At 38.3% G+C, this 19,598-nt stretch carries 13 protein-coding genes; 3 read left to right on the forward strand and 10 right to left on the reverse strand.

Going from position 1 to position 19,598, the window contains the following annotated elements; translation table 11 throughout:
• Positions 1–27 precede the first annotated feature (27 nt).
• From H8S40_RS12400 to H8S40_RS12415, 4 genes are all read right to left on the reverse strand, one after another.
• A complete protein-coding gene (locus H8S40_RS12400; RefSeq protein ID WP_186864359.1) occupies positions 28–1,356 on the reverse strand; it encodes an IS4 family transposase in 1,329 nt (442 codons plus the stop codon).
• Between the two features lie 177 nt (positions 1,357–1,533).
• Complete coding sequence (locus tag H8S40_RS12405) at positions 1,534–3,030, reverse strand: hypothetical protein (RefSeq protein ID WP_186865319.1); 1,497 nt, start codon at positions 3,028–3,030, stop codon at positions 1,534–1,536.
• Positions 3,031–3,310: 280 nt separating this feature from the next.
• Entirely contained in the window at positions 3,311–5,770 is a 2,460-nt protein-coding gene (locus H8S40_RS12410; protein ID WP_186865320.1) for a glycoside hydrolase family 2 protein, read from the reverse strand.
• Between the two features lie 20 nt (positions 5,771–5,790).
• The gene (locus H8S40_RS12415) at positions 5,791–7,173 is read right to left on the reverse strand and encodes an MFS transporter (RefSeq protein ID WP_117990109.1); all 1,383 of its coding nucleotides are present in this window, start codon (positions 7,171–7,173) and stop codon (positions 5,791–5,793) included.
• A gap of 168 nt (positions 7,174–7,341) precedes the next feature.
• Between H8S40_RS12415 and H8S40_RS12420 the strand changes: the two genes are divergently transcribed.
• The gene (locus tag H8S40_RS12420; protein WP_118688227.1) at positions 7,342–8,388 is read left to right on the forward strand and encodes a helix-turn-helix domain-containing protein; all 1,047 of its coding nucleotides are present in this window, start codon (positions 7,342–7,344) and stop codon (positions 8,386–8,388) included.
• 159 nt (positions 8,389–8,547) lie between these two features.
• Here the strand turns inward: H8S40_RS12420 and H8S40_RS12425 are convergent, their stop codons facing one another.
• Complete coding sequence (locus tag H8S40_RS12425; protein WP_186865321.1) at positions 8,548–9,453, reverse strand: LysR family transcriptional regulator; 906 nt, start codon at positions 9,451–9,453, stop codon at positions 8,548–8,550.
• Positions 9,454–9,703: 250 nt separating this feature from the next.
• Here H8S40_RS12425 and H8S40_RS12430 point away from each other — a divergent pair, with 250 nt between their 5' ends.
• Positions 9,704–11,749 carry an FAD-dependent oxidoreductase gene (locus H8S40_RS12430; RefSeq protein ID WP_186865322.1) on the forward strand — a complete coding sequence of 682 codons (2,046 nt, stop codon included), beginning with the start codon at positions 9,704–9,706 and terminating at the stop codon, positions 11,747–11,749.
• Positions 11,750–11,946: 197 nt separating this feature from the next.
• Positions 11,947–13,275 carry an IS4 family transposase gene (locus tag H8S40_RS12435; protein WP_186864359.1) on the forward strand — a complete coding sequence of 443 codons (1,329 nt, stop codon included), beginning with the start codon at positions 11,947–11,949 and terminating at the stop codon, positions 13,273–13,275.
• 275 nt (positions 13,276–13,550) lie between these two features.
• On the opposite strand, the gene H8S40_RS12440 is transcribed toward H8S40_RS12435, so the two are convergent.
• From H8S40_RS12440 to pelF, 5 genes are read right to left on the reverse strand one after another with little or no spacing between them, the layout of a single operon-like run.
• Positions 13,551–14,222, reverse strand: a complete 672-nt coding sequence (locus H8S40_RS12440) for a DUF4956 domain-containing protein (protein WP_118725371.1) — start codon at positions 14,220–14,222, stop codon at positions 13,551–13,553.
• On the reverse strand, positions 14,219–14,968 hold the full coding sequence (locus H8S40_RS12445) for a polyphosphate polymerase domain-containing protein (RefSeq protein WP_186865323.1): 750 nt from the start codon (positions 14,966–14,968) through the stop codon (positions 14,219–14,221). Before H8S40_RS12445 ends, H8S40_RS12440 begins: the two co-directional genes overlap by 4 nt.
• A complete protein-coding gene (locus H8S40_RS12450) occupies positions 14,958–16,736 on the reverse strand; it encodes a CotH kinase family protein (protein ID WP_207723267.1) in 1,779 nt (592 codons plus the stop codon). The genes H8S40_RS12445 and H8S40_RS12450 overlap by 11 nt, the downstream gene beginning before the upstream one ends.
• The gene (gene pelG / locus H8S40_RS12455; protein ID WP_186865324.1) at positions 16,723–18,192 is read right to left on the reverse strand and encodes an exopolysaccharide Pel transporter PelG; all 1,470 of its coding nucleotides are present in this window, start codon (positions 18,190–18,192) and stop codon (positions 16,723–16,725) included. Before pelG ends, H8S40_RS12450 begins: the two co-directional genes overlap by 14 nt.
• On the reverse strand, positions 18,173–19,597 hold the full coding sequence (pelF, locus tag H8S40_RS12460; protein WP_186865325.1) for a GT4 family glycosyltransferase PelF: 1,425 nt from the start codon (positions 19,595–19,597) through the stop codon (positions 18,173–18,175). Before pelF ends, pelG begins: the two co-directional genes overlap by 20 nt.
• Position 19,598: the final 1 nt, after the last annotated feature.

Below are 19,598 nucleotides of genomic sequence, written 5' to 3' on the forward strand. Positions count from 1 at the left end.
GATTAATACAATATAATATATCTTGTGTTAAGCTCTATTGTTTAACGGCTTTACAGTTTGTGATCTGACCTGTCGAGCGGTCTGTTGTTTCACCCTAATAGCTGTTTGATGTCGTAGCATTAGAGCTTTTACTATATCATTCGTCATTCGATGTTTTATGAATCTTCGTGCAATAGGAAGAACATCTTCAAAGGATATTTTGTATTCATATTTCCTTTTTTTCTTTCCTTGCTCTTTCTTTTTTTCTTCTGTAGCAAAGGTGTGAAGAAGTGAGGCAAAGTTATACATAATAAGTTTTGCATATACTTCTTGAATAATCAGTTCCCGATTAACCGAATGTAAATACACTAGTGAAAGCGCATATTTTAAGCGTCGGAAAGAAGTTTCAATAGACCATCTTTTCCAGTAAAGTTCTCGTAGATCCAGTGCAGAAAAATTTTTTAATGGTAAATTAGAAATCAAATATTCGTAGTTTCCATTTTCAAGTTGTATACAGGTGCATCGAATTTTCATGGTATATACACTTTTCTTATCATCAATCGGAATCGGCTCGAAGGTTCTTTTATTTTTTACTATTTTCATTTTATCCCCATGACAAAGATGCTTGTTTTTTTTCGATCTTGTTACGTCCAAAACAATCTCTCTATCTGATTCTGTTTCAGCTGGCAAAATATCTTTCAGAAAAGCAGATGGTGCAGACGGAGATTTCCAGCGAATGAGAAAAAATTTCTTTTTTTCAATTAAATGAGCCATTGTGTTTAGCGAGGCATATCCTCTATCTGCGATAAGTATCGTATTTTCTGGCAGATTACAGTGATCGACCATATGACAGAAAGCCTGTGTTTCATTCATTTTAGGGCGTGGTTGGGTAACAGCAGTAATATACCTGTTTTCACAGATATCAAACAAAGTGTTCAAATGCATCTGAAAAAACACATTGTCACTTCGAGCCTGTTTTATACGATATTCAAAATCATTTTTATTAGTAGGAAGATTAATATCAGAACCATCTACTGCAACAAGATGAAACCCTTTATACGTTTTGGTAAAAGGAATTTTTTCATTAAAAGATTTTAAAAGATACGGGAAAAAATCAGCAATTAGTTTTTTTCGCTGTTGTGTGAAAGCTGATTTAGATGGAACTTTCTTGTTTTGGGACATAAAAAAGTTAAATAATTCTGTATTTGTCCTATTCATGGTGAGGCAGAGAGTAGATTTTACCGTGTCAGAAAAAGGACAGAGTCTGTGTCTGGTCATATCTGAACCTGGAGTATTAACATACAAATGAATATTTTTCTCTGCTGTTTCAAGAACAGAGAAGAAACGTTTTCGAATAGTTGCTGGTGTCATGTACATGTGTGGTACCTCCTTGAAGTAAAAATATATCTAACTTCAAAGGGCACCTTACTGATTATAATAATCAGTAAGGTGCCGCACATTTTTACGATTTTGTCAACTATTAATTGAAAAAAGCTTAACTAAATGTTATTGACCCCGTCCCCAATGGTCTCTAAACTCCGTCCCTATTTGGTCTCAGTAATCAATATATCCATCAATTGGTCTTGTATACATGCTATCATCTGTCACAAGCTTGAATCTGTCATCTGCATATTTATCACTCCACCCATTTGTAGCTTTATATATTTTATCTTTCTCCGTATCATAAATTCTCTCAAAACCAAGCGTTGCATCGCTCTGCTTCTGACGAATAATATCATCGCTTGTATTTCTTGTTTCCCAGGAAGACATAATCATATCAGATGTATCACTCAATGTCTGACTTAGCTGTCTGGAATTCGCCACTGTCTCATTGCTCTGTGCAATCGCATTACTGACAAAAGCATCTGTAAAGTCGATACTAGCAAGGCACTGACACAAAATACTTTCCCAGTCAATAAAACTGTTTTCTTCTGCAGTGACTGCCATGATATTGTACGCCATATAATAACCTGTATCAAATCCAAACATCCACGATGCATCCTGCAGATTTCCTGAAAAATCTACAACATCCGCCGTAAACATTCCTTCTCCTCTTCTTCCGCTTTCATCCGTGAAACTTGCACGTAGCAATGCAGGATTAATTGCAATAGATTTCATATCCGAATTACTTTCAAACGCCTCCATCACAGTAAAATCATGGAACCTTGGAAATGTATATCCATAATAAGATGGTTCATCTTTCTCCGCAAACGATGCATAGCTTGAGAAAATCTGATAGAAATTTTCTGTGGACGGATTCTCCAACGCCGGTGCGTCTGCCATAATATAATAGTTTCCGCCATACATTTGCTGGGATTGTTCATAATAACTTCTGCTATTCGGATCATGCATCAGTGGCATTGCTTTTAAAAGTACAAATACTTGATTGACCGGGTTCTGTGGATCGTATGCACAAAGACTAAAGGCCATCCCATCACCTCCGGAATTTACCACCCAGCCTGTTGGAAGTTTCATACTGAATTCTGAAGTCTGATGATCTTCCAATACGACCTGTTCTGCCGCTGTAGGAATAACTTTAATTTTCTCTTGCTGCGATTCTTCTTTCTTCTGATAATCTTCCATCTGACCTTTTACCTCTCCTTGTGCGTTCTCACTTGACGAGATTTCTTTTGCAATTTTCCATAGTTCCTCATCGCCTTGAACATAATAAGCATCATTTCCAATTACCAGATGGTGCTGATTGAACGCAAATGTAAATGCCTGCGCTGTTCGCAGAGTAAAAATAAAAATATCATCATAATCAGATGCTCTCTCTTCTGTCTTTTCCAATACTTCCACTTTACAAAGTGCCTGAAATAGTTTGTTGATCTGCTTTTTGTCTTCCAGAATAAATTTTTCCGACACCTCATGGTTCTTCTGATAAATCATTGTTACAATTTCTGATGCATCAAAGGACTCTGCAAAGTTCTGGACTTCCAGATCATAGCATGAAAAAATCTCTTTTCCCGCTGATTTTGTTTTTTCACTTCCACAAGCACATACAGAAACTACCATAATTGCTGCTAAACTCAATGCAATAAACTTTTTCATTTTGCTCGTCCTCCCTCTTTCATGATTGGGCCAATAACGTATTTCTTACACGGTCTTATCTCAACCTCTTTACCTTATAAATATCTACAATCATTAATTAAATATATATAAGGGAAGTCCGCCAAAATAAAAAAGAAACAAATTTCTTTCCTTCGAAGTTAAATAGGGACGGAGTTTTCTGGCTTTTTTGCTCGAAGGCCAGTTGGGGACGGGGTTTAATGGCTCTTTTGGGCAAGCCTAAAAGAGCCATTAAACCCCGTCCCCAACTGGCACTATGGTACTAAATATTTACACATACCTCAATTTCATCGTCCGTCCACAACCGAAGGACTGCAGGTTCTTTCGAATTTAAATCTTTCCATCTAACCACAGCTAATGCACTTCCTTCAAAAGTTGTTACTGTATCTGAAAAATAATCTTCTTCGCTTGAAGGATTGGCTGTACCAAATCCCTCTAGCACACCATTTCCCGTAACCTTAGCATGAATTATTCTCCTCTGTGTTTCTTGTGGATTACAAATACCATGTTCATCTTCTAACCACACTTTTACGTATGCTACATCACGTTCATTCTCGGTAACACGACAAGCCTTTAGCCTTTTTACCGAATCAGCAGTGACAAGTTCATACTTCCCTATCTCTTTCCCTGACTCATATGCTATTGCCTTTAAAGTTCCTGACTCATATGTCACTTCATATGTTGCTGTGTAATGAAATTTTTTTCCAGCTGGCTTTCTACCAAGAGATTTACCATTTAAAAACAATTCTACTTCATCTCCTGATGAATATACATCAACACTGGCCTTTTCTCCTTCATACCCTTTCCAAGTCCAGCTACTGATATTGTCTTTAAACATCCATGCAGTTTTGCTTGCTGTCTGTCCCCTATGCTCCATACGTTCTACCGCAATGTATGGCTGATTTGTCAATCCATATACAATCTCCCTGAAATAACTGATTGGTCTGCGATTTCCAATTAAATCTATATCTCCGATATAACCCAGTCTTTCCGGATAGATACTTGTAAAATTCTCTTTTCCATCATAATGGAAAATTCCTACTCCTGCTTCGCCGATATAGTCATAACCTGTCCAGGTAAAATCGCCAATAACATGTGGATATTTTGTAACTTTCTCCCACAGATTTTCAATATCCGCTGGATATGTTTCTGTCCCAAGTACCGTTTTTCCCGGATGCAGCTCATGCTCAAGTTCATATCTTCCACTCAAATAATTAAGTCCGGTGATATCACAACTCTGCGCACATTCTTCCAGGGCTTCTGTAACAAGTGGATGCTTTGCAAAAAACTCGCCCTTTTCTCCAGACATAAGACTCATAAAACTATTGAGAGCATTACTTCCCCCACCACTTCCGTTGCCTTGTGTATCCATTCCAAACTTTTCAATAACTTCCTTCATAATAACTTTGAGTCGTTTTCCAGCACAATTCAATCCATTTAAAGCATTTGTAGTAAATCTTGTGGCATCTAGTTCATGAAATCTATTGCACAAAGAACGATTAATCCATGATCCCTGTTTTGTTCCTGCTTCTTGTATCTCATTTCCTACAGAATAGATAACTACCGATGGATGATTATAATCCTTGTCTACCATGTGGTGAATCCATTTTGATGCTTCCTCTTTAAAAATATCCGAAAAATCATAGGTGTTTTTACCTCGATTCCACATATCGGTCAACTCATCCATCACAAGCATTCCTAAATGATCGCAAGCATCGAGCATTGCTCTGCTCATAGGATGATGCGAACTTCTTATCGCATTGAACCCTGCCTCTTTTAGTCTTTTACACCGGTACCATTCCGCTTCTGGGAATGTCTCTGCTCCTATCACCCCATTATCATGATGAATGCAGGTTCCTCTTAAATTCACTGTTTCCCCATTAATCTGAAACCCATTTACCGGATCAAGTGCAAGCGTCCTAATGCCGAAATCCACTGTATATTCATCACACATTTCGTCTCCTATATATGTTTTGACACAGCACTGATATAAATTCGGATGATCTGTACTCCATTTTTTCGGACATTTTACAGGAAGCTGTACTCTTATAGTTTCTGTTCTTTCAGAATAAAATACAATATTCTGTTTTTCTGTTACAACTGTTTTTCCTGCAAATATCAGTTCAAATTGACATTTTGCTTCCATGCCACATTCTTTCGTATTCTTTAATTTGGCACAAACTTCCACAACTGCTACATCATCATTTACAGATAACGTAGTTATTTTCATCTCATCATGTGGAATATAGACACCTTTCCCTGTCCATAAATTCACATCACGATAAATTCCAGAACCCGTATACCATCTGCTATTTGGCTGGTTACTGTTATCTACATCAATTTTTATCAAATTTTCCTGTCCATAACAAATCCATGGCTTTAAGTCTACAGAAAAACCCATATATCCATTTCTGTTTACAGATGCAAGAGCCCCATTTATCCAGACTCTTGCTGTTCCGTAAATTCCTTCAAACTCTAACACTACATCCTGGTTTTTCCATTCTTCTGGTGCTAAAAATGATTTTTCATAAGTATAAACTCCCCCAGGATAAAAGCCGCTCTGGGCACCTGCCGGACACTCTTTATCCCTTTTTTCCCGAATCATAGCATCATATGGGAGTGTAACAATTATTTTATTGTCATCACCATAAAAAGCCTTTAATCTATCATCCTGACCTACTTTTTCAAATGTCCAGCAATCATTAAATTTCTGACACTGCATACTTTGTTCCTCTTTCTATTTTAATTATTCGCTTCTCTTTTCATATCGATTCTCTTATTTTCTTTTTCTACTGTCATAAGTCCTAAAAGAACAGTGATTACAACTCCAAGGATTACAGGAATTGTAATATACATGCTAAATATCATATTAATTGCCCCACTCGTCTGAGTTGCTGCTGTTCCAACATAGCCGGAAGCATTTAACAGCCAGCCCACTGCTGCTGTTCCGATACCACCACCTACTTTTACTCCAAGTGATGAGCAGCTAAACATCATACCATCAATATGTACACCTTTTGTACGATATGTGTATCCACTGATTTCTGCAATCAATGCATTTAATGTACCTGACATTGTTCCTGCAAAAGTTCCTTTTAAGAACATAAACAGAAGCATCATTGGCAAATTCTTCTGCATTGCAAAAAAGATTAAGAAAATACCTAAAATATCACTAATGACATATCCCCAGAAGTTAACTTTCTGCATACTTCCGGTCTTCTTTACTAATATCGGTGTAAAAATCAATGCAATAATAACTGGGAACATCTTCATCATTGAGAATAAACCAAGTAATGAGCCATCACCAAGTACTTGTTTCATAAAGTAAACAGCTGAACCCGTTGTCAGGTTACTCATAAAATAATATACAATATAAATGGCTACTATTAAAATATAATATTTATTGCTAAAAAGAAGTTTTAAAGATTCTCCAAAACTAATCTTATCATCTTGTGTCTTTGACTCTGCTTCAACTACAATATTTTCATCCTCTGGTAATTCTTTTACACAAAGACAACTAATGGTATTTACTACAAGACCGATTGTTCCACAAATAATCGCAACCATTCTCCATCCGGCAGCTCCACCACCAAATGCCTCTACTCCATTTGTTACTGCAAATCCCATTACAATATTTGTTGCAACAGCAAACATAAAACGAATGGACCCGAGCTGAACACGCTCATTCTTATTTCTAGTGATGAGTGCTGATAATGCTGAATATGCAATTCCATTTGCTGTATAGAATATAGCATTCAATGCTGTATAAAAAGCAAAGAAATAGGCATATTGTGCTGTTGTTCCAAGCCCACCCGGAATAGAGAACAGCAATACCAGACATAATGATACACCGATTTGAGCGTATAACATCCACGGTCTTGCTTTTCCTAGTTTCGATTTCGTACGGTCGATTAAATTACCAAATATAACATCTGAAATTCCATCTAAGAATTTAGACACTAACATCAATGTTCCGATGATTCCTGTATTTAATCCCATTGTATCTGACAGATACAAAAGCACAAAACTGGATACTAATCCATAACTTGTGTTCGAAGCTAAATCGCCTGCTCCATAGGCTATTTTCTGATACCATTTCAAGTATTTCTTTTCTGTTTCACGCATTACTTTGTAACCTCCTTATTCCTCGGCACAATTATTTTTTATTTCATAAACGCTTATGTTTTTTATAATATTACTTTAATAAATTATGTCTTATAATACTACAACATATATGATAGAATATATTTAAATTCTTATCATATTCGTGAATGAAACGGAGGACTTGTTGAAATGGCTTCATCCTATACAGTTAATAATATTATCGAACAGGATAATTTAAATAGTGGTATTAACTCCTATATCAAGATACTGACACCTATTCAGTTCACTCTCGAAACATGCTGTCAGTCAGATGATAATGCTTATCTCAATTTCTTGATGACATCACCACGTGAAAATACTTTTTATCATTTTCAAACAAAAAAAGAAATACACCAATTTAATATCCGAGCTCCACATATCCACGACTTCTATGAATTATTAATTGTTTTAGACGGAGAAATCCACCAGCAGATAGAACAATCTGATCTTGTGTTTCATAGTGGGAATTGTTGCTTAATGAACCATAATATCGTCCATAAGGAGGTCTTTTCTTCAGACGCAACACTCTTATTTATAGGTATGTCAAAAGAACTTGTAAAACAACTGTCTGATGATGAACAAAAAGTATATTTTCCAGATATCGAAAAACCAGGGATAAATCCTATATTAAAGTTTCTTACAGACAATCTAGATAATCCTGACACAAAAGAATATTTAGATTTTCTTCCCGCACTTAATAATAAAGACTGGTACCACACTCTTCACGCAATTACCGACAATATTTTACGTGCAATTATGTTTCCAAAACTTGGTTCCACTTATATTATAAAGGGTATGCTTTTAGAATTGTTTGACTATCTGGCAGATTCTACACATTTTCACTTTACACCGGTTCACGTAGAAGCTGACAATGATTTTATATTATTTTCTCATATTTGCCATTTATTAGAAGATACAGATGGAAGAATCTCTCGCTCCGAATTGGAACAGATATTAAACTATAGTGGCAATTATCTGAACACGATTGTAAAAAAATATACCCACAAATGTCTGTTTGATTATGGTCAAACTTTCTGTATGAAAAAAGCTGCTACATTACTAAAAGAAACATCTTTCTCTATTTCAGAAATTATGGAAGAATTGCATTTTACTAATACAACTCATTTTTATAAATGCTTCAAAGAACACTATCATATGACTCCAAATCAATTTAGGGTTGCTAACAGAACCAAATAGGGACGTGGGAGGCCGGTTGGGGACGGAGTTAATGGCTCTTTGGGAGGCCGGTTGGGGACGGAGTTTAATGGCTCTTTTGGGCAAGCCCCAAAGAGCCATTAAACTCCGTCCCCAACCGGCCTCCCAAAGAGCCATTAACCCCGTCCCCAACCGGCCTCATTATGCTTTCATCCGTCCCACAAAATCCTCAATCGACTCATTCTGTCTTCCGTCCAGCCAGAATAATCCAACCGGTACTGCATCCAAAAACTCAAGTGGAATCATTTCTACCGAATCTTCTCTGCTCAACACATGTTGTTCATTTACCAATGCCGAACCGATTCCTGTCTGTACCATCGGTACGATCGAATCTACATTTTCCTCCATCACACCATTCCAAAAGTGAGACATTCTTTCCGCTACTGCTCCCAATTGACTCCTTGGAAATGAACTCGTCTTTGGAATCATAACAGGTCTTAATTTTGAAAATGGTTCTAATGATTCTCGCGTAAGTATTTCCGGAATCTGCGGTGCATAATCTCTATTCACCGCAAGACATAATGCCTCTTTGCGAATTTCCACACACGCACATCCTTGAAATGCGGTTGGGACCCATTTTATGGAAACAGCTACGTCTATATCCTGATTTCGCACTGCCCCCTCTAATGTTTCAAAGTCATATTCCTGTATTGTTACATAATAATTTTCATCGCGCATGCTTCTGAGTACATCGATCAATTTCGCACCCAATATTTGATTTCGCAATACCCCTAATTTTAATTTTCGTTTTTTTCCGATTCCCAATAAATGTACAGAAAAAAATAGTGCATCCAGTTCTTCTAATTTACCCGGAAGTTCCTCATATAATTGCATTCCTGCTGCCGTCAGCGTCAATGTATTATGCTCTCTTATAAAAAGTTTTGCCCCAATCTCCTCTTCAAGATTTGCAATCTGTCTGCTGACTGCAGGCTGGCTGATCATTAGCTCCGCTGCCGATGCCGTAAAACTTAATGTTCGCGCAACAGAACAAAATGTTTTCAATTGAAAAGAATTCATCTCTTCTGCACCTTCTTTCCACTTATCCAAAGTCTCCTTATTGCTATCTTTATTTTACAAATTCAGAATTTTCACGTCAAGCAATCAATAACAAAATCGAATTAGATTCTTTTGTTTTCCATGCGTTTTTGTTATAGGCATATACATTCTTTACGTTTGAATATACGATTACCAAATGGTACGCTTTTATTAACAAAAGTCACACAAAGTGTTCGTATTACATGGTCGAAATTCAAACTTACTATATATTCGAACGCCTATAGAAAGGAGTTTTATACATATGTCAAATACATCTGACTACAAACATTTATTAAGCCCAATCACAATCCGCGGAAAAGTCTATCGTAATCGTATGCTTGCCGCACCGACCGGTTATTTCAGTTTTGCGAAAAAAATCGGTGACCCTTATTATGCCATGTTGGAAGAACGCGCCGCCGGCGGTTTTGCCTCTGTCTGTTCCGGTGAAATCACTGTAAACAGTACAGATGCCGCACGTGGTTTTGAAGATGTTGATATTCCGGATGAATCCGGCGAATTTTTCCCACTTGCCCACAAGGCTGCCGCTCTTATCCAAAAACACGGGGCAATTGCTATGATGGAATTTTCTCACCTTGGTTCCATCGGTGATCCACATCCTAAGAATGCACATCCCTGGGGTCCTGTCAGCTTCACAAAAAAAGATGGGACAGAAGTCATTGGATATACAAAAGAAATGATGAAAAAAACAATTCATGATTTTGCCGACTGTGCACGTTATGCTAAAGATGCCGGTTTTGACGGAATATTGATCCACGGCGGACATGGCTGGTTGTTTAGCCAGTTCCTTTCCCCTCTGGAAAATACTCGTACGGATGAATATGGCGGATCACTGGAAAATCGCATGCGCTTCCCACTAGAAGTACTTCGTGCAGTCCGGGAATCTGTTGGTGATGATTTCATTATCGAACTTCGTGTATCCGGTTCTGACCGCTGGCCGGGTGGAACAACCGCAGAAGATATGGCAGAATTTTCTACACATCTATCAGGGCTTATCGATATTCTCCATGTATCTTCCGGTCATTACTATCGTTCCTATCGAACATTGGAATTTTCAAGCTTGTATACACGACACAACTGCAATGTAGATTCTGCTGAGATTATTCGTAAGAAATGTCCACGTGATGTAAAAATGGGTGTGATTGGCGGAATCAATTCTCCTGAAGATGCCGAACAACTAATTGCAAATGATATCGTAGACTTTATTATCGTTGGACGTCAGGCTTTTGCAGACCCGGACTTCATGAATAAGGTTGCCTCTGGTCATGCAGAAGACATCAATCGTTGCCTTCGTTGTATGCGCTGCTATTCCGGTTCTCATGAACACGAAAAAGAACTGGCTTACCTTGAAAAATATCATATTACAAAAGAAATGGAAGAAGCACGTGATGCCGAAAAAGCTTCTTGTCATAACTATCATGTTTATTGTACAGTCAATCCAAAGACATGGGGTATGGGATTCTGTGCACGACCTGAATTCCCTGTATTTGAAAGTAAAAAGAAGGTTCTTGTTGTCGGTGGTGGTATCGGAGGTCTTTCCGCTGCAAGATATGCCTGTGATAAAGGACATGATGTAACACTTGTTGAAAAAACAGATCGTTTAGGCGGAATCCTGTATTTCCTTGATCATGATAAAGCCAAATATGATCTCCGACATTTCCGTGATTTAATGATTAAACGTGTAGAAGAACGTCCAATCCGGATTCTTCTTAACACAAACGTAGATGAGGCATTTATCAAGAATTCTGATGCTGATGTCATTATGCTTGCAATCGGAAGCGAACCAAACCTGCCTCCAATTCCAGGAATCGAAAAGACACTGCCTGCTCAGGATGCTTATGGAAAAGGAAGCGAACTTGGTAAAAATGTTGTTGTTCTCGGTGGTGGAATGGTCGGCGCTGAAACTGCCATTGAACTCGCCGAAGAAGGCTGTAACGTTACAATCGTTGAAATGACAGAACGATTAATTCTTGAAGCAAGAAACATGGCGTTCACCTGCGTCATGGATAAACTCGATGAATTAGGTGTAGAATCTTATGTAAACACAAAATGTCTGTCAGTAACAGATAACGGAGTGGAAGTCCAGGATGCGAATCAGAACACATTTACACTTCCAGCAGATGGAGTTGTCTGTGCGCTTGGATTGAAGAGTCTTAGAAATGAAGTTGAAGCACTTAAAAGTGCTGCTAAAGAAGGAACTAAAGTTGTTGAAATCGGTGACTGTCATGTGATCGACCGCGTGGGTGATGCCAATCTGGACGGATATATTGAAGGAAATATGCTCTCGTAATCGGACTTGCTTTCGATAAGGTGCCGGTTGGGGACGGGGTTGAGGCCATTGGGGACGGGGTCAATAACATTTAGTTAAGCTTTTTTCAAATTAATAGTTGACAAAATCGTAAAAATGTGCGGCACCTTACTGATTATTATAATCAGTAAGGTGCCCTTTGAAGTTAGATATATTTTTACTTCAAGGAGGTACCACACATGTACATGACACCAGCAACTATTCGAAAACGTTTCTTCTCTGTTCTTGAAACAGCAGAGAAAAATATTCATTTGTATGTTAATACTCCAGGTTCAGATATGACCAGACACAGACTCTGTCCTTTTTCTGACACGGTAAAATCTACTCTCTGCCTCACCATGAATAGGACAAATACAGAATTATTTAACTTTTTTATGTCCCAAAACAAGAAAGTTCCATCTAAATCAGCTTTCACACAACAGCGAAAAAAACTAATTGCTGATTTTTTCCCGTATCTTTTAAAATCTTTTAATGAAAAAATTCCTTTTACCAAAACGTATAAAGGGTTTCATCTTGTTGCAGTAGATGGTTCTGATATTAATCTTCCTACTAATAAAAATGATTTTGAATATCGTATAAAACAGGCTCGAAGTGACAATGTGTTTTTTCAGATGCATTTGAACACTTTGTTTGATATCTGTGAAAACAGGTATATTACTGCTGTTACCCAACCACGCCCTAAAATGAATGAAACACAGGCTTTCTGTCATATGGTCGATCACTGTAATCTGCCAGAAAATACGATACTTATCGCAGATAGAGGATATGCCTCGCTAAACACAATGGCTCATTTAATTGAAAAAAAGAAATTTTTTCTCATTCGCTGGAAATCTCCGTCTGCACCATCTGCTTTTCTGAAAGATATTTTGCCAGCTGAAACAGAATCAGATAGAGAGATTGTTTTGGACGTAACAAGATCGAAAAAAAACAAGCATCTTTGTCATGGGGATAAAATGAAAATAGTAAAAAATAAAAGAACCTTCGAGCCGATTCCGATTGATGATAAGAAAAGTGTATATACCATGAAAATTCGATGCACCTGTATACAACTTGAAAATGGAAACTACGAATATTTGATTTCTAATTTACCATTAAAAAATTTTTCTGCACTGGATCTACGAGAACTTTACTGGAAAAGATGGTCTATTGAAACTTCTTTCCGACGCTTAAAATATGCGCTTTCACTAGTGTATTTACATTCGGTTAATCGGGAACTGATTATTCAAGAAGTATATGCAAAACTTATTATGTATAACTTTGCCTCACTTCTTCACACCTTTGCTACAGAAGAAAAAAAGAAAGAGCAAGGAAAGAAAAAAAGGAAATATGAATACAAAATATCCTTTGAAGATGTTCTTCCTATTGCACGAAGATTCATAAAACATCGAATGACGAATGATATAGTAAAAGCTCTAATGCTACGACATCAAACAGCTATTAGGGTGAAACAACAGACCGCTCGACAGGTCAGATCACAAACTGTAAAGCCGTTAAACAATAGAGCTTAACACAAGATATATTATATTGTATTAATCAGGCAGAAGCAAGGCTCTGCCTGATTATGGTGCAAAAAAATATTTTCTTATAAAAATCATCTACTTTTATGATAATAATACTTTTTAAAAGCTTAGGGAAGAGAACTTCAATAGGTTCATACTATGATGAAAAAAGCTTAACTAAATGTTATTGGGACGGGGTTATCCGGCTTTTTTGCAAGCAAAAAGCCGGATAACCCCGTCCCCAATGGCCTCAACCCCGTCCCCAACTGGCACCCCAACCGGCACTACCCGTGATATTCTCCGTTATATTGAATCAATGTAACGTCTTGCACGTTTTCAATATTTCGAATCTTTTCTGTAAAGTCGAGATCATTCTGGCGGCAGAATACTTCTACTGCCAATTCTGTTTTTTCTCCACGCATCGTTTTAGACTTGATGAAATATTTCATCTTTCCGAAACTGCGGATAATTTCATCTCCTGCATCATCCCCAAGATAATGGATCACAATAATATAGATTTTTCCTTTCTGCTGTTTATGATAAAACAGATAAATCATTATAATCATAACAACAGCTGCAATCAGTGCAAGTAAATACATTCCTGCACCGGTTGTGATACCTGTCGTAATCGCCCAGAAAAGATAGAGCAGATCCATTGGATCTTTTACCGCTGTACGGAAACGGACAATAGACAACGCACCGACCATACCGAGAGAAATAACAATATTCGTGCTGATTGCCAGTGTAACCATGCAAGTAAGAAGTGTCATACCGACCAATGTAACAGCAAAGCTTCTTGAAAAGATCACTCCGACATAAAATTTACTGTAAATCATATAGATAACTGCACCGAGAAGCAATGCTACAACCAATGAAATTGTCATCTGCGGTACATTAAAACTATCAAATACGCCAGACTCTAACACTGACTTTTTAATCATATCTTGTACACTCATAATATTTTCCTCTCTTGTGTTTCATTCCAATATTCAAACCCGTGTAAATATCGTGATTTTTCATAACAAAGTACATACTTTGACACTGCCGTAAATTCCTGTGCATTTGGCAAAAGCAAATTCCTCACTATCTGCGGAAGCATTTCTGTAAATTTCACTTCCATGACTGTCTTCCCCTGTTCAAGTACCGGTAATGTTGGAAGAGTACTATCAAAGATATCATATCCTCCAACTGCCGCTCTTACATCACTGTCAAATGTAATCCGGACCGTTCCTTCATCCATTATCCATGGAACTCTTTCGTAATCAACGATTGTTCTCGGGCGCATAACATTGCCAATGCATTCTACATAAAATTCTCTGCACAGAGGATATTTGCTAGTCAATAAGAATTCATACTCGCCATTTAAAATTTTATAAAATTCTTCCTTTGTAAGCGGTGCACTTTCTTTGTAAATATAGCTTCCAAACTTCTTTTTTCGCTCTAATTTGATAGAACGGTCACTATAATTGTAAATACGTATTCTGTATTTTTTACGCATCAGAATACCTGCTTCTTTCTCCTCATACGCACTGTTGAAATAATCCTCAAAATACAGGCTTCGAATTGTATAACCATTTTCTCCGGCATGCGGATCTTTTTTTAATATATGACGCATCCTCATTTCCAGTAATTCTTTCTCACTGGTACTGATTAGATATTTCCACTCATTACGAAAACGTTCCTTTGACTTTTTATTCCACATATATATCTTCCTCAATATTTGTTCCACCCGTAATGTAGAAGCATTTCATGCCATAATTTTTTCCATCATCCGTCACGTAATAATCAAATGCATCCTGCGTCTTTCCAGATGCATTTGTCGCACGGACACGCAGGAAATATTGCCCGTCTGCCGGCACTGTAGTCTGTGCTTCCGGAATCAACAGCTTATCTTGACGATAAATGATTTCTTTAAACTGATAATCCTTCGCCAGCTCAACAGTGTATGTAATATCTTCCGCATTAAAATCATATGATGCATCCCAGTTAAACTTCAAAGTGTTTCCTTCAATAGTCGGTACTCCGATATAAAATGGCATCGGCTTTTTCAGACTTTCCTTATACATTTCATAATTTTTCTCTACTTCAGACGGAATCGCCGATGCAACCATTTCATACTTCACATCCGTCAACGGTGCATACATCTGATCCGGCATTTTTTTCAAATATGTCTGAGTAACTGTGCGATACGCCTGTATCATACTGCTTATCCGCTCCTCACTCAGATATGACTTTACATCCAAAACTGCCGCATCCAATTCCTCACGAAAATCATCCGACTGCAGACATCTCTGGAAAAGAACATTTCCCCAGTAATTACTGACACCACATTCCCAACTTCCCTGATCCAAGCGATTTTGAATTGCATATTCTGTCCGCATAAAAGAACTATCATTATCCCATGGAATCAGATACCAGGTATTCGAATTCTGAGGACTATACAGATATGTGTTACGATTCTGCGTATCTACATTTCCGGTCAATATCTGATACGCCATCCAATATGTCAGATTTTCACTGTCAAAATATTTCTTCAAAATGCTATCAATCGGCTGTGAATTATCATTGAGTGCCGTCAACATATTAATCAGTTTCGTATGGTCCGAGTCGCCTTTAATCTCAAGCATTTTTTCAAATGCTTTCTGATCATAAGTCGGATCATCGGCTTTCTTTATCACATCTTCATGCCGGTAAAACTCAAACGAATTAATCTTATACAACTGTCCATTTGAATCCATTCCATGATTCTTCATTCCTGTTTTATTGAGCTGCTCTACCTGCGTATATAATCCATAATCCTGAAATTCTGCATTGTCCCCTTTGCTAAGATCCCTTACATACAAATGTACAAACTGTGTACGCAGAGACATCAGCTGCGGGATGCCCTTCAAAAGATCATACGAGAGTTTATTGCGGAAACGCATCCCCTCCGTCTGATGTTTATTCAGATTAATCGTGCGTTGTCCCCGCCAGGTCCCTTTATTTTTCTTCAACTCAATCTTATAGTTCTTCTGTGCATTGCGGCTTGAAGTCTGCCCTCTGATCTGCACGGTAGCATTCGGGACATCTTCTCCGTACCCCACTTCTCCGCTTTTTGGACCCGACTCGTCACCAACCTGAAGAAGCGCCGCACTTTGATAACGCGCAACGCCCATTTTGTCATAATCATACGCCGAATATGTGTTTATCTCCTCCCACGTATGGTTTGTACCTTCCGAAGAATTTCCCTTAGAAACCGTAAGGTACATCGTCACAACGCTTGTCTCGTCATCATTTGCATAAAGACTGTCCTTATCCCTCAAATGTACTTCATTAATATCCTGCACTTCTTCTTTTTTCACAGACTCTTCCGTCTGCTTCTTTTCACCCGATGCAGCCTTATCTTGTCCGGAAAATGTACATCCTGTAAGACAAGACGACACCGCAAAAAGCACAGCACAGCATATCGCAATTGATTTATAAAACTTCAATATTATCTCCCCTTTCTAACTTCTCTTCAAGGAAATGTCCCATTCGTGTGAAAAATCCGGTTTTATCTTCCGCAACAACCGGTTGCACACTCAAAATATAGTACGGAAGTTTTTTTATAAAATATCCAAGTCGAAGGGCACTGATCAAAAAGAACACTGCACTTCCCAAAAGAAATCCAAAACCATAATATACTTGTGGAAAGAATAATGATACACAGGTAAATGTGCATGTACATGCCGCAAACATCCCTGTCGCAAACAACGCACCTTTATAATCCGTAAAATACAAAAGTATCAGCATCATCGTATTTGCAACCGCATAAAGTCCATATCCGACACAAAGTGTTCTGAAATACCCTTCCATAAGGTCATTGAATCCAAGCGGAAGAAGCTCCAGAAGCGGCTGCCCTAATGAGATGACAAGTGCCGTTGTAAGGAGCTGCTTTAATGCCGTATATTTCAACTCCATATTTAATACCTTTCTCATCTCCTGTCCGGCCTGCAGAATATCCTTAATTTCTCCTTTGTCATTAAACAGACTATAATAATTTCGGTATTTCGGATAAAAATTCACTTCCACCGATACAACAAAATTCACTGTTGTAATGAGAATTGTCAAATATGCGATCATCGCCGGGACATCATGGTATGGCGCTCCATAAAACAATCCCTGCACATGTACATGAATCGGACTAAACCACATAATCACCAAATGTGTAAACAACCCGATATTTGTAAATAATCCGGTAAATGCAAGCGGCAGAAATTCATCTACCCAGCGCAGAAATGAAAATGCACTCATTTCACTCTGTGGAAAATACCGGTACAACAATGTCACATCCCACAGAAGCATAATTCCATATCCGATTGTTACTGCTATCATCATTGCCTCTACATGAGGAATCCCGATTATGATAAGTAAAAATCCAACAATGAGTGATACGAAAACTGCTGTCACAAACGATATTAAGATTCCTTTATAATCCTTGATCGCCGTCAGGTAACTCATCGCATTCCATGTGACGATCAACTCTCCGAAAAATTCCAGACATAAAAACTGATCGAGCAGATTTATACCTGAAAACATAAGAAAAATCCCATACATAATCCCGCCGACAACAAGCAATATCCCCGTCGAGCCCCAAAAGGAAGACAAAATTGCTTCATGCCGTTCTTCATAAAGCATATCCGCAATATATCTCGTCACTACCATGGAAAAGAAACTAGTTACAGTCAGTGACGCCAAAAGTGTATAAGTAATCATACAGATTAATAATTCTCTATTATGTCTTGTCGCACCGGTCTGATCACACAAAAATGAAACTCCGACCAACAGCACAATACCAAGAAGCATCGGTCCGGTACAGATTACTCCGGCATATCCGTATGCCCTTACAGTTGCTGCAAGTCCACGTTTCTGAAATAATTTCTTTAACTCAAATCCGATTCCAGCCATCTGCCTCTTCCACCTCCTGATAGAGTTTCCGGTATTTTTCACCCATCCCTTCCTTCCGGTAATATGCCTCTACACGTTTCTGTGCATTTTCGCCCATACGAAGCCTGCGAGTTCTCGACTCACACATCCGATCCATAGCCTGTGCAAGACCTTCTCTGTACATCGGCGGAACACAATACCCCGCAATTCCAAAAGAGTCTTCCTCATTTCCCGCCAAAAGCTCCCGGCAGCATCCTACATCTGTCGTAACACAAGGACGTCTTGCAGCAAATGATTCCAGTACGGACAGCGGCTGCCCCTCCGATATACTTGTCAAAATTGTAAAATCCAGTTTTTCCATATAAGAAACAATATCCACACGCCCGGTAAAAATCACATTTTCCAAATGAAGCTGCTCAACCAAATCATAACATTCCTTTGCATACTCCTCGTCATCAACGCCACCCATAATATGTAGCCGCACATTTTCCCTTCTTGTAGACAACTCATAAAACGCATAGATCATCGTCTTAATGTCTTTGATCGGTGCCATTCTAACAATTGCCCCGATATCAACCCAGCCATCATCCTCTTTCAGCGGAATAGAGGACAGTCTGTCATAATTAATTCCATTTTCAATCACACGGCACTTATCTTTATCGCAGCCCATCTGCACCTGCGTATGCATAGCATTCGTAAACAGACACGAAACCAGAAAAGCCCGCTTGTAAATAATATCCGACAACATATAGAAAAATGCAATCCACTGTTTCTTAAACGCCGGCTGTACCCATTTCGCACGTATAATTTCTTCCTCACGTTCTCTCGTATAAATTCCATGCTCCGTCAATAGCACTCTCTTCTTATAAACATAACCGCCCAGACACGCAAGCAGACCGCCATATCCTGTGCAAATTGCATGGTAGACATCTGCTTTTGGCACCTCGCTGCCCATCAGATACAATACCGGAAGCAGCATGGAACGCATCGTGTGAAATGCATCCGCAAACGGGGTATAAGGATACTCTGTCAGACAGCACTTCGTCAATATATTTAAAAATTCTTCACTTTTTAGAAATGACATCGGATTGATTTTCTGCTCATGATAAAGACGGAACAAAATTTCCCAATCCGGACGTTTACACAACATCAGCTCTTTTAGGCTTTCCACCTCTTCTTCAGTAAATACGTGATGCATTTTTCCCGACTCTTTTACACGCAGGGCATCATCCAAAAAAACCTCATGAACTTCCGTAACATTTGGCGGAAGCTCATAGACAAATTTTCCCTTATCCTTTGCGTTCGCACCGATTACCCAAAGAACAAACTCATGCTCCTTCATTTCATTTATATACTGATGCATCCACGTAGATACACCACCAAATATATAGGGATAGCATCCCTCTAATATGAGACAAATCCTCACC

The sequence above is a fragment of the Ruminococcus hominis genome, assembly GCF_014287355.1.
GTDB classification, from domain to species: Bacteria; Bacillota; Clostridia; order Lachnospirales; family Lachnospiraceae; genus Schaedlerella; species Schaedlerella hominis.

Bases quoted from the DNA above. Each gene is read 5' to 3' on its own strand.
- pelG (WP_186865324.1), bottom strand. From the start codon at position 18,192: ATGGCTGGAATCGGATTTGAGTTAAAGAAATTATTTCAGAAACGTGGA.
- H8S40_RS12410 (WP_186865320.1), bottom strand. From the start codon at position 5,770: ATGCAGTGTCAGAAATTTAATGATTGCTGGACATTTGAAAAAGTAGGT.
- H8S40_RS12440 (WP_118725371.1), bottom strand. From the start codon at position 14,222: ATGAGTGTACAAGATATGATTAAAAAGTCAGTGTTAGAGTCTGGCGTA.
- H8S40_RS12405 (WP_186865319.1), bottom strand. From the start codon at position 3,030: ATGAAAAAGTTTATTGCATTGAGTTTAGCAGCAATTATGGTAGTTTCT.
- H8S40_RS12415 (WP_117990109.1), bottom strand. From the start codon at position 7,173: ATGCGTGAAACAGAAAAGAAATACTTGAAATGGTATCAGAAAATAGCC.
- H8S40_RS12435 (WP_186864359.1), top strand. From the start codon at position 11,947: ATGTACATGACACCAGCAACTATTCGAAAACGTTTCTTCTCTGTTCTT.
- H8S40_RS12430 (WP_186865322.1), top strand. From the start codon at position 9,704: ATGTCAAATACATCTGACTACAAACATTTATTAAGCCCAATCACAATC.
- H8S40_RS12400 (WP_186864359.1), bottom strand. From the start codon at position 1,356: ATGTACATGACACCAGCAACTATTCGAAAACGTTTCTTCTCTGTTCTT.
- H8S40_RS12445 (WP_186865323.1), bottom strand. From the start codon at position 14,968: ATGTGGAATAAAAAGTCAAAGGAACGTTTTCGTAATGAGTGGAAATAT.
- H8S40_RS12420 (WP_118688227.1), top strand. From the start codon at position 7,342: ATGGCTTCATCCTATACAGTTAATAATATTATCGAACAGGATAATTTA.